Origin of the sequence: Sphingomonas montana (genome assembly GCF_001956315.1) — a bacterium.
Classification (GTDB): Bacteria; Pseudomonadota; Alphaproteobacteria; order Sphingomonadales; family Sphingomonadaceae; genus Sphingomonas_R; species Sphingomonas_R montana.
On the sequence record NZ_KV887133.1, the window covers coordinates 1 to 11,627 of the forward strand.

Sequence of the window (11,627 nt, forward strand, 5' to 3'; positions counted from 1 at the left end):
GGCGGACCGGCCGCGGCCGGACGGCGCACGAGGTGAGGGCGGCGGTGGACGTGGCCCTGGCGGTGGCGGCGGTGGACGCGGGTTTGGCGGCGGCGGACGGGGCGGCGGTGGTGGCCGCGTGCGGTTCGCGCTCTACCATACGTGGCAGTTCCGCAACGACGTGCTGATCCGCGAAGGGGTGCCGGTGCTGAACCTGCTGGACGGCGCGGCTAGCGGCAATAGCGGCGGTTCCCCGCGCCACCGGGTGGAGGCGCAGGCCGGCCTGTACCGCAACGGATATGGCGCATCCCTGTCGGGCGACTGGCAGAGCAAGACCTTCGTCCGGGCGGGCGGCACCGCGGCCGATGCGGGCGACGGCGACCTGTTCTTTTCCTCGCTGACGACGGTCGATCTCAGTGTGTTCGCGGATCTGTCACGGATCCCGGCGCTCGTGCCCTACCGCTTCACGCGCGGGATGCGGGTGCGGTTCGCGGTCGACAACCTGTTCAACCAGCGGCAGGGCGTGCGCGATACGACCGGCACCACGCCGGTCGGCTATCAGCCCGGCTATCTCGACCCGGTCGGACGCACCGTGCGGCTGTCGGTGCGCAAGCTGTTCTTCTGATCCCCGCTGGCGCGGCGCGGGGCGGGGCCATAGGATGCGGCGCATATGACGCTGCATAGCCTTCCCATCCTGTTGCGGCTGCGCGGCCGCCCCGTCATCCTGCTGGGCGAAGGGGGGGCAGCCGATGCCAAGCGGCGCATCCTGACACGGGCCGGCGCGGTGCCGGTGGGGGAGGATGCCACCGCCGCGCTCGCCATCGTGGCGATCGAGGATGCGGAGGAGGCCGCAGCGGCGGTCGGGCGGCTGCGCGCGCGCGGCATATTGGTGAACGCGGTCGACCGGCCGGCGCTGTGCGACTTCACGCTGCCGGCGATCGTGGAGCGTGGCGCGGTGCTGGTCGCGATCGGGACGGGCGGCGCGTCGGCCGGGCTGGCCAAGGCGTTGCGGCAGCGGCTGGAGGCCTTGTTGCCTGCCGATCTGGGGACGCTGGCCGATGCGCTGTTCGGGGCGCGTGCGATGGTGAAGTCGCGATGGCCCGAGCCCGACGTCCGGCGGCGGGCGATCGATGCGGCACTGGCGCCGGGCGGGGCGCTCGATCCGCTGACCGCCGGAGGGGCGGACCGGATCGCGGGCTGGGTCGCGGCGGGGGATGCCGGGGCGGAGTTGGGCAGCGTCGCGATCCGGCTGCGGTCCGGCGACCCGGACGACCTGACGCTGCGCGAGGCGCGCTGGCTGGGCGGGGCGGACGTGGTGCGCCATGCGGCGGACGTGCCGGCGGCGATCCTGGCGCGGATCCGGGCGGATGCCGACGTGGCGGTGGGCGCGGCGGGCGATGCTCCGGCGGACGGGCTGGTCGTCGACCTGCGGTTCGCGCGGACGGGCCGGTCGGATGCCTGCATGGGCGGCGCCTGCCGGATCGGGGATCGCATCGCGCGGTCGTGAGTTTGCCGGCCGACAGGAGGTGCCACGATGACCGACACGAATGCCTCGAACGATCCCGCGATCGATACGACGATCTTCCGGATGCCGGCGATCCGCCTGTCCGGCACGGTGGACTATGCGATGTACGAACGGTTCCGGACCGCGTTGGACAACGCCCCCGACACGGGTCCGGTGGTGGTCGAACTGTCCACGCTGGGCGGCGATCCGGAGGTAGCGCGGATGATGGGCGAGGATGTCCGCTACCATAGCGATATCGCGCCGGACCAGCGCTTCGTCTTCCTGGGAAAGGCGGCGATCTATTCGGCGGGCACGACGTTCATGAGCTTCTTCCTGCCCGAGAACCGGTATCTGACGCGCGGCACGCGATTGATGATCCATGAGCGGAAACTGTCGAAGGAGCTGCATGTCGAAGGGCCGCTGACGACGTGCATCGCGACGGTGAAAGCGTTGCTGCACGAGATCGAATGTTCGATCGCGATCCAGAATGAGGGGTTCGAGAACCTGATCCGCGGCACGCAGGTGTCGATGGCCGAGGTGCTGGAGCGTGCGCCGGCCAACTGGTATCTGGAGGCGAACGAGGCGCAGGCGCTGGGGCTGATCGCCGCGGTGATCTGATTGATGCAGTGCCGGGTGGGCTGTCGCTTCTGGACCGCGGCCTGCGCCCGGGTACGTTCCGGGGCCGCGGTACGTTCCAGGGTCAGGGAGCTGGTTTCTCTTGAGCCAACCCCGCGAACCAGTCGGCATAGGGGCCGGTGCGGGCCATGTGGCGGTTGAGGTCGGGCGCGCCGTCCTCCCACCAGACGGGGCCGCGTTCGCCCAGCGCGCGCTTGGCGATGTCGACGGCGGCGTGGGCGGCGTCCTCTGCCGCCGGATCCTGCGCGCGGCGGGCGCGGGCGACGGCACCGCGCGCGGTCATGAGGTCGGAGACGAGGCGGGCGCGGTCCGCCTCGGGCAGGGCGGGGTTCGCGCGCCGCCACAACCGGCCGCGCACGACGAAATAGCGGCCGTCCGGGGTAACTGGATGGGTCACCGGATGGGACGGGGCGTTGGTCATGCGGCGGACAGGCGAAGGAGACGGCGATGCGGCAGGCGACGGACATGCTGGAGGTGCGGACGCAGCGCCAGGGGCTGGTCGAGGTCAGCGATGCGGTGGCGGACTGGGTTGCGCGGCAGGGGATGGCCCGAGGGCTGCTGACGCTGTTCTGCCGGCACACGTCGGCATCGCTGCTGATCCAGGAAAATGCGGCACCCGCGGTGCGCGGCGATATCGAACGCTATTTTGCGGCGGTTGCGCCGGAAAGCCGGGACTATGCGCATGACGACGAGGGGCCGGACGACATGCCGGCGCATCTGCGCACCGCGCTGACCGGGGTCAATCTGTCGATCCCGGTGCTGGACGGGCGGATGGCGCTGGGGACGTGGCAGGGCATCTACCTGTTCGAACATCGGGTGCGGCCGCATCGGCGGGAGATCGTGCTGCACCTGATCGGGGAATGATCTGGGCAGGTCGTGAAGAAGGCCGCCGTCGCAAATCGCGACGACGGCCTCCTACATGGTCAGCGGCCGGAGTTCGGCCCGGGAGACCTGGGCGCAAGCCTGTTAGGCGCGCGTCCCCCGAACGGACTGAACCGACCTCGCTTCTGAACCATGAGACATCGGATCACCTCCTTTCGCTACGTTGATGGGCAGAACGGAAGATGAGTCATCCGAAGCGGTTCGGCAAGCCGTCCGGCCGCAATTATTTCACGGTCTGGCCGAACGCCCGGCGCAGCTCGTCCTTGGCGGCCTCGAGGATACGGCGGCGTTCGGGGGTCAGCGCGCTGCCGGCGCGGTTGATGTGGAAGCTGAGCATCGACATGGCGGACCGGAAAGGCGAGGTCGTGGTCCGCCCCCGCGCCTCCGCGAAGGCCTTGACCGCCTCGGCGATGCGTTTCGGGTCGGCATCGTGGAACAGGTCGTCGGACGGCACCGGACCGGGTGCCGCAGCGGTGCGGGACCAGTGGCGCAGCACCATGTCAGGCCATCCATCGCGGTGAAGCCGTCCTGGAACCGTGCAACGATCGTCTCCCGTTTCGTCCGGAAAGCCCAACGTCCAGGCGATATTACCGTTCCGTGACAGATCCGGTGGCGCGCGCGATCAGGGGCGGCAATCCTCGACCGTGCGGGCGAATTCGGGCCAGGCGGGGATGACGACGGGCGTGGCGCCGGTCAGCTGTACGCGGAACCGGCCGCGGCTGAACGCGATGCGGTCGAGGAAGCCGTCGGCGGCAGGGATCGTCGCGCCGGCATAGGCGGTTGTCGCGGCGGGCGTGATCGTGGGCGCGGTAGGGAAGGTTCGTGCGCCGTCCGACGTCTGGATGGTCAGCGTCGCGCCGGATGCGGCGGTGCCGGGGACGGCGAGCGCGATCGCGCGACGCGCGGTGTCGCAGCGGGCGACGAAGGCAGGGTCCTGCCCGACGACGCCGAACGTCGCGGTCGACCCCTGCGCATCGCGGGTCCAGCGCCAGTCGCCGGGTGCGGCGGGGCCGTCTGCCCAGGGAACGGGCGGGGGCGCGGGCCGGGCGACCGGGCGCGGCGGGGGGGCGGGTCGCGGGCCGGGGGCCGGTTGCGGGGCGACGCAGGCGGCCAGGACGAGCGGGGCGAGGAGGAGGANGGGGCGAGGAGGAGGATGCGGCGCATGGCGGCGTTGTGGCGGAGCCGGCGCGGGATGGGAAGAGTGGTTGGGTCGGGCCGGGGGGTGGCTGCGGTGTGGGGCTTTGCCTGCGAGGCTGGGTGGTTACGCTGGCCTTGCTCCCCTCTCCCAACCCTCTCCCCGAAGGGGAGAGGGCTTTTGCTTGTCTCAGGCAGCGCCGCGGGTGCGTTTCTGGGCGCGGGCTTCCTTCGCTTTGGCGTAGCGGGTGGTGCGGGTGCCGGGTTTGCCGGCCATGGCGTTGCCGCGGACGGGGGCCTTGTGTTCGGAGGGGGGGAGGCCGAGTTCCTCCTGCTCAAGCGAGCGGATCTCGTCACGCAGGCGACCGGCGGTTTCGAATTCCAGGTCGGCAGCGGCGCGGCGCATCTTGCCTTCGAGTTCCTCGATATAGCCGCGCAGATTGTGGCCGACCATGTGCGGACGGTCCTCGATCCCGGTCTCGACCGTCACCTGATCCTTGGACGACAGGTGGCCGACGATGTCGGTGATGTTGCGCTTGATCGTGGCGGGCGTGATGCCGTGTTCGGTGTTGTACGCCTCCTGCTTCTCCCGCCGGCGCGCGGTCTCCGCCATGGCGCGTTCCATCGATCCGGTGATGGTGTCGGCATAGAGGATCACGCGGCCCTCGACGTTGCGGGCGGCGCGGCCGATCGTCTGGATCAGCGAGGTTTCGGAGCGCAGGAAACCTTCCTTGTCCGCATCCAGGATCGCGACCAGCCCGCATTCCGGAATGTCGAGCCCCTCGCGCAGCAGGTTGATGCCGACCAGCACGTCGTACACGCCGAGCCGCAGGTCGCGGATCAGCTCGATACGCTCCAGCGTCTCGACGTCGCTGTGCATGTAGCGGACCTTCATCCCCGCCTCGTGGAGATATTCGGTCAGGTCCTCCGCCATGCGCTTGGTCAGTGTGGTGACGAGCGAGCGGTAGCCGAGCTTGGCGGTCGCCTGACATTCGTGGACGAGATCGTCGACCTGGCTGTCGATCGGGCGGACCTCGATCGGCGGATCGATCAGCCCAGTCGGGCGAATGACCTGTTCGGCGAAGACGCCGCCGGTCTGTTCCAGCTCCCACGGGCCGGGCGTGGCCGAGACATAGACCGTCTGCGGGCGCATCGCGTCCCATTCGTTGAAACGCAAGGGGCGGTTGTCGATGCAGGACGGCAGGCGGAAACCATATTCGGCTAGCGTGATCTTCCGGCGGTGATCGCCGCGCGACATGCCGTTGATCTGGCCGATCGTCTGGTGACTCTCGTCGACGAACAGCAGCGCGTTTTCGGGCAGATATTCAAACAGCGAGGGTGGCGGTTCGCCGGGGAGGCGGCCGGTGAGGAAACGGCTGTAGTTCTCGATACCGGCGCAGGAGCCGGTCGCGGCGATCATTTCCAGGTCGAAATTGGTGCGCTGTTCCAGCCGCTGCGCTTCGAGCAGCTTGCCCTCGATCACCAGTTCCTTCAGCCGCTCGGTCAGTTCGTGGCGGATCGCGGCGGCGGCCTGCTGCATCGTGGGGCCGGGGGTGACGTAGTGCGAGTTCGCATAGACCCGGATCGACGGCAGCTTGGCCGCGGTCTTGCCGGTCAGCGGATCGAATTCGGCGATGTCCTCGATCTCGTCACCGAAGAAGGAGATGCGCCAGGCGCTGTCGTCATAATGCGACGGGAACAGTTCGAGCGTATCGCCGCGGACCCGGAAGGTGCCGCGGGTGAAGCTCTGTTCGTTGCGCTTGTACTGGAGCGCGACGAGCTTGCGGATGATCTCGCGCTGGTCGACGGTCTGGCCCTTCTTCAGGTCGAAGATCATCGCCGAATAGGTTTCGACCGAGCCGATGCCGTAGAGGCAGGAGACCGAGGCGACGATCAGCACATCGTCGCGTTCGAGCAGCGAGCGGGTGGCGGAGTGGCGCATCCGGTCGATCGTCTCGTTGATCGACGATTCCTTTTCGATATAAGTATCGGACCGCGCGACATAGGCTTCGGGCTGGTAATAGTCGTAGTAGCTGACGAAGAATTCGACCGCGTTGTCGGGAAAGAACTGCTTGAATTCGCCGTAGAGCTGGGCCGCCAGGATCTTGTTGGGCGCGAGGATGAGCGCAGGGCGCTGCAGTTCCTCGACCACCTTGGCCATGGTGAAGGTCTTGCCCGAGCCGGTGACGCCGAGCAGCACCTGGTCGCGCTCGCCCTGCCGCGCCTGGGCCGACAGTTCGGCGATCGCGGTCGGCTGGTCGCCGGAGGGCTGATATTCCGATTCGAGCCGGAAGGCGCGGCCGCCGTCATGCTTCGGCGGGCGCGCGGGGCGGTGGGGGACGAACGTCCCGTCGGTTTCGGGTTCCGCAAGGGAGGTTCGGATCTGGATCGCCATGGCGCGAATATGGGCCGCGGTGCGGGTTTGTTCCAGTCTGGTTGCGTGTGGGGTGTGCGCGAAGGCATGTTTCTGAAGCCCCTTCCCTTCAGGGGAGGGGTTCCATGGTGAGCCAACCGTCTGGCGTTAGTCTGATCCAATACGGATTCATCGCTTGAATCTCTTTTGATCCACATGCCCTTCTAAGCATCCGTAACGGATTAGCCGCCCCGTCATCGGCTCGCCCACCCTCGCCCGATGAGCGACTCCGCGAGCATCGATGCCTTCATCCACCGCTGGTCCAGCAACGAGGGGGGTGCGGAGCGCGCCAATTTTCCGCCGTTCCTGATCGAACTGTGCGGCCTGCTCGATCTGCCGCGGCCGGACCCGGCGGGGGCGACGCACGACCATAACGACTATGTGTTCGAACGCGCGGTGCGGTTCCATGACGAGGCGGGGCGGACCGGGCATGGCCGGATCGACCTGTATCGCCGCGGCTGCTTCGTGCTGGAGGCCAAGCAGAGCCGCGAGCCGGGCGGGGCCAAGGCGGTGGCGGTGCCCGCGGAACAGGCGCCGTTGCCGGGGTTCGCGAACGCGCCCGTTCGCGGCCGGCGCAGTGCGCATCGCGGGTGGGACGTGCTGATGCGCAACGCGCGCGAACAGGCGGAGCAATATGCCCGCGCACTGCCGACCGACCATGGCTGGCCGCCGTTCATCCTGGTGCTGGACGTGGGCCATGCGTTCGAGGTGTTCGCCGACTTTTCCGGGCAGGGTAAGAATTACCGCCAGTTTCCGGACCGGAACGGATACCGGATCTACCTGGACGACCTGCGCGATCCCGGGATCCGGGCGCGGTTGCGCGCAATCTGGTGCGATCCGCACGGCCTGGACCCGGCGCGCCACGCGGCGCGGGTGACGCGCGACATCGCGCAGCGGCTGGCGTCGGTCAGCAAGCATCTGGAGGATCGCGGCCACGCCCCCGAACCGGTCGCGCATTTCCTGATGCGATGCCTGTTCACGATGTTCGCGGAAGATACCGGATTGCTCGAACGGGGCTGCTTTTCGCGGTTGCTGGACGAGACGCGCACCGATCCGGGGACGTTCGCGCCGTTGCTGGAGGATCTGTGGCGGACGATGGACAAGGGCGGCGTGTCGCCGGTGCTGCGGCGCACGGTCCGGCAGTTCAACGGCGGATTGTTCGCGGACAGCCGCGCGATCCCGCTGCTGCGCGAGGAGATCGGCGAACTGTACGAGGCGTCGCGCCACGACTGGGGCGATGTCGAGCCGGCGATCTTCGGCACGTTGCTCGAACAGGCGCTCGACAAGGTGGAGCGACGGCGGCTGGGCGCGCATTATACGCCGCGCGCCTATGTCGAACGGCTGGTGATCGCGACGGTGATCGAACCGTTGCAGCGCGAGTGGGAGACGGTGGTGCTGGGCACGGTGGAGCGCGAGCGCCGCGCGGACCCCGCCGGTGCGATCCGTGCGGTGGAGGCGTTCCTGCGCCGGCTTGCCGAAACCGTCGTGCTGGACCCGGCGTGCGGGACGGGCAATTTCCTGTACGTGGCGCTGGAACTGATGAAGCGGCTGGAAGGCGACGTGCTGGAGGTGCTGGCCGATCTGGGCGGCCACATGCCGTTGCCGATGGAGCGGATGAACGTGCATCCGCGCAACTTCCGCGGGATGGAACTCAATCCGCGCGCGGCGGCGATCGCGGAACTCGTGCTGTGGCTGGGCTATCTGCAATGGCAGATGCGCAACCGCGGCGAGGTCGTCGATCCCGTGCTGGAGACGCTGCGCAACATCGTGGCGATGGACGCGGTGCTGGCGCATGATCCGCCGCCGACGGGCGATACGGGCGTCGCGCTGTACAATCCGCGGCGGCCGGCGTGGCCGGAGGCGGACTATATCGTCGGGAACCCGCCGTTCATCGGTGGCAAGGACGTGCGTGGCCGGCTGGGCGAGGCCTATGCGACCGCGCTGTGGAAGGCGCACCCGAAGATGCCGAAGTCCGCTGATTTCGTGATGTACTGGTGGGACCGCGCGGCCGAACGGCTGACCGAGCGGGGCACGCGGCTGAAGCGGTTCGGGTTCGTCACCACCAACTCGATCACGCAGGAATTCAGCCGTCGGGTGATCGCGGCGCGGCTTGATGCGCGTGCGCCGGTCCGCCTGCTGATGGCGATCCCGGACCATCCATGGACCAAGGCGACGCGCGACGCCGCCGCGGTGCGGATCGCGATGACGGTGGTGGAGGCGGGCGAGGGCGAGGGAGTGCTGCTGGAGGTGCAGCGCGAGGCGGGGCTGGATACGGATGCGCCGGTTATCGTGTTGTCCGAAACCAATTCCACGATTCATGCCGACCTGACCGTCGGTGCAAACTTGACCAGCGTCATTCCGCTTCGCGCGACCGGGGGGTTATGCTCGCGCGGCGTTTCGTTGCACGGCGCGGGTTTCATGGTTCGGCCCAACGAAGCCGCGCAGCTGGGTGTCGGGCGGCGTCCTGGGTTGGGCGCCCATGTCCGCCCCTATCGGAACGGCCGGGATATCACGGCGCGGTCCCGCGACATGATGGTGATCGATCTGCTGGGCTTGACCGAAGCCGACGTACGCCGTCGCTTTCCGGAGGTGTATCAGCATCTGCTGGTTGCCGTCCGACCCGAGCGCATTGGCAATGCGCGCGCGACCTATCGCGACAATTGGTGGTTGTTCGGGGAACCGCGGCGAGAGCTGCGGCCCGCGCTTGCCGGTCTGACGCGCTATGTCGCAACCGTCGAGACCGCAAAGCATCGGACGTTCCAGTTTCTCGACGCCGCAATTCTACCGGACAACATGCTGGTGTGCGTCGCCTTGTGCGATGGCTTTGGCCTTGGCATCCTGTCGTCGCGCATGCACCTCGAATGGACCTATGCCGCAAGCGCGCTGCTGGGCGTCGCGAGTTTCAGTGCGGGGCATCGTTATACCAAGAGCCTTTGTTTCGATCCCTTCCCGTTCCCCGACGCAACATCCGAACAGCGTGCGGTCATCGACGAACTCGGCGACGAGCTCGACGCGATGCGCAAGGAGGTGCTGGCGGGGGAGCCGGACCTGACGCTGACCGGGCTGTATAATCTGCGCGACAGGGTGCGGAGCGGTGCGGTGCTGGATCTGGTCGAGCAGGACCAGCGGCGGCGGGGGCGGGTGGATATCCTGATCGAGCTGCACGACCGGATCGATGCAGCGGTGGCGGACGCTTACGGCTGGGGAGCGGAGCAGCGGGCGGGGACGCTGGACGATGCGACGATCGTTGCGCGGCTGGTGGCGCTGAATGCGGAACGGCATGCCGAGGAACGGCGCGGGGTCGTGCGCTGGCTGCGGCCGGACTATCAGCTGGCGCGGGCGGGGGTGACGCAGCTGCCGGTGGCGCAGGACGCGCAGATCGCGGCCGAGCTGCCCGCGGTACGCGCAACCAAGCCGACCTTTCCGCGCGACGCGATCGGCCAGACCGCGGCCGTGCTGGCGGCGCTGCGCGGCGGGGCGGCGCTGGACGGGGCGGAGATCGCGCGGCTGCATGCGCAGGGGCTCCGCGTGGAACGGCGCATATTGGCGACGCTGGCGGCGCTGGAACGGCTGGGCCATGTCGCGGTGGTGGGCGGGCGCTATCATCTGCGCCGGGTGGCGTGAGCCGGCGCGGTCGCAGGCGCGCGGCGATCGGCGGGTCGGCCGGGGGCGGGCGCATAGCGATCTTTGCGAAATGCGGCGTGCAGCTTCCTTTTTCGGCCGCAACGCAGTACAGCGCGCTTCCATTTCCACCGTTTAGAACAAGAGGCCTGTTTGGCTAAGGAAGAACTGCTCGAGATGCGCGGCCAGGTGGTGGAGCTTCTGCCCAACGCCATGTTCCGCGTGAAGCTGGAGAACGACCACGAGATCCTGGGCCACACCGCCGGCAAGATGCGCAAGAACCGCATCCGCGTGCTGGTGGGGGACGAGGTGCTGTGCGAACTCACCCCGTACGACCTGACCAAGGGCCGGATCACCTATCGGTTCAAATGACCTGCGGCTGCCATGGGCAGCAGGAGGGCAGCCCCGCGCAGGCGGGAATCCAGGGCGTGTGGTGCCGGGGGTGGTGGTCGTTGTGCCCGCGCCCGGCGTTGCATTGGTGACTTGACTGGCCCTTCGCATCCGCGGGGAACGGCAAGGCCGGTGGCGTAGGCGGCCGAATGTGAGAGTGCGATGTCCGGACTGATCCTCGCTTCCGCCAGCCCACGCCGGCTTGATCTGCTCGCGCGGATCGGGGTGGTGCCCGACATGGTCGACCCTGCCGATCTGGACGAGACGCCGCTGAAGGCGGAGCGCCCGCCCGCGCATGCTGCACGGCTGGCGGCGGCCAAGGCGGCACTGGTCTCGGCGCGCCACCCGGATGCGCATGTGCTGGGCGCGGACACGGTGGTGGGGGCGGGCATCCGCATCCTGCCCAAGGCGGAGGACAAGGCGACGGCGCGGCGGTGCCTGACGCTGCTGTCCGGCCGCCGCCACCGCGTGCACAGCGCGGTGACGCTGGTGGCCCCGGACGGGACCGCGCGGCACCGGCTGTCGACCAGCATCGTGGCGTTCAAGGTGCTGACCCCGGCCGAGATCGACGCCTATCTGGCCGGTGGCGAATGGCGCGGCAAGGCAGGCGGCTATGCCATCCAGGGCGCGGCGGAGGCCTATGTCCGTTTTCTGTCGGGCAGCCATTCGGGGGTCGTCGGCCTGCCGCTGTTCGAAACACGGGCGCTGCTGGGATCGGCGGGCCTGCTTGGCTGAGTGGCTGTATGAGGCCGGGATCGGCGAGGCGCGCGCCGCGCTGATCCTGGACGGCGCGATCGTAGAGGCGTGGATCGAGCGCGACGGGGGTCTGCGCGCCGGCAGCGTGCGCCGTGCGCGACTGGCACGGATCACCGCCCCCGGCCGGCGCGGGCTGGCGACGTTCGAGGATGGCGAGGCGGTTCTGGAGCCGCTGCCGCCGGGTGTCGCGGAGGGCGGACGCCTGCTGATCGAGATCGTGCGCGAGGCGATCCCCGAGGCGGGGCGGCCGAAGCCGGCGCGGGCGCGGGCGGCGGCGGCGGGTGCGGTGCCCGGCGACGGGCCGGACCTGGC

At 69.1% G+C, this 11,627-nt stretch carries 9 protein-coding genes and 2 pseudogenes; 8 read left to right on the forward strand and 3 right to left on the reverse strand.

The window, feature by feature from the left end:
- The 3 genes and pseudogenes from BKY59_RS17525 to BKY59_RS00015 all read left to right on the forward strand — a co-directional run.
- Positions 1-604: pseudogene (locus BKY59_RS17525) on the forward strand (TonB-dependent receptor); the annotation flags it as partial.
- Positions 605-655: 51 nt separating this feature from the next.
- Entirely contained in the window at positions 656-1,486 is an 831-nt protein-coding gene (locus tag BKY59_RS00010) for a precorrin-2 dehydrogenase/sirohydrochlorin ferrochelatase family protein (protein ID WP_083671778.1), read from the forward strand.
- 27 nt (positions 1,487-1,513) lie between these two features.
- Entirely contained in the window at positions 1,514-2,101 is a 588-nt protein-coding gene (locus BKY59_RS00015; protein WP_240499888.1) for a peptidase S14, read from the forward strand.
- 82 nt (positions 2,102-2,183) lie between these two features.
- Here BKY59_RS00015 and BKY59_RS00020 read toward each other — a convergent pair whose 3' ends face one another.
- On the reverse strand, positions 2,184-2,540 hold the full coding sequence (locus tag BKY59_RS00020) for a hypothetical protein (RefSeq protein WP_076068059.1): 357 nt from the start codon (positions 2,538-2,540) through the stop codon (positions 2,184-2,186).
- A gap of 26 nt (positions 2,541-2,566) precedes the next feature.
- Here BKY59_RS00020 and BKY59_RS00025 point away from each other — a divergent pair, with 26 nt between their 5' ends.
- Positions 2,567-2,983 carry a secondary thiamine-phosphate synthase enzyme YjbQ gene (locus tag BKY59_RS00025; protein ID WP_076068060.1) on the forward strand — a complete coding sequence of 139 codons (417 nt, stop codon included), beginning with the start codon at positions 2,567-2,569 and terminating at the stop codon, positions 2,981-2,983.
- A 241-nt stretch (positions 2,984-3,224) separates the two neighbouring features.
- Here BKY59_RS00025 and BKY59_RS00030 read toward each other — a convergent pair whose 3' ends face one another.
- Both BKY59_RS00030 and uvrB read right to left on the reverse strand, forming a co-directional pair.
- Positions 3,225-3,500, reverse strand: a complete 276-nt coding sequence (locus BKY59_RS00030; protein WP_076068061.1) for a DUF3175 domain-containing protein — start codon at positions 3,498-3,500, stop codon at positions 3,225-3,227.
- Between the two features lie 825 nt (positions 3,501-4,325).
- Complete coding sequence (uvrB, locus tag BKY59_RS00040) at positions 4,326-6,530, reverse strand: excinuclease ABC subunit UvrB (protein ID WP_076068062.1); 2,205 nt, start codon at positions 6,528-6,530, stop codon at positions 4,326-4,328.
- A 237-nt stretch (positions 6,531-6,767) separates the two neighbouring features.
- Between uvrB and BKY59_RS00045 the strand changes: the two genes are divergently transcribed.
- The 4 genes and pseudogenes from BKY59_RS00045 to BKY59_RS00060 all read left to right on the forward strand — a co-directional run.
- Positions 6,768-10,172 carry a class I SAM-dependent DNA methyltransferase gene (locus tag BKY59_RS00045; RefSeq protein ID WP_076068063.1) on the forward strand — a complete coding sequence of 1,135 codons (3,405 nt, stop codon included), beginning with the start codon at positions 6,768-6,770 and terminating at the stop codon, positions 10,170-10,172.
- Positions 10,173-10,322: 150 nt separating this feature from the next.
- Entirely contained in the window at positions 10,323-10,541 is a 219-nt protein-coding gene (infA, locus tag BKY59_RS00050; RefSeq protein ID WP_076068064.1) for a translation initiation factor IF-1, read from the forward strand.
- 180 nt (positions 10,542-10,721) lie between these two features.
- Complete coding sequence (locus tag BKY59_RS00055; protein ID WP_076068065.1) at positions 10,722-11,294, forward strand: Maf family protein; 573 nt, start codon at positions 10,722-10,724, stop codon at positions 11,292-11,294.
- Positions 11,287-11,627 (forward strand): annotated as a pseudogene (locus tag BKY59_RS00060) (ribonuclease); the annotation flags it as partial. The gene BKY59_RS00055 and the pseudogene BKY59_RS00060, both read left to right, overlap by 8 nt.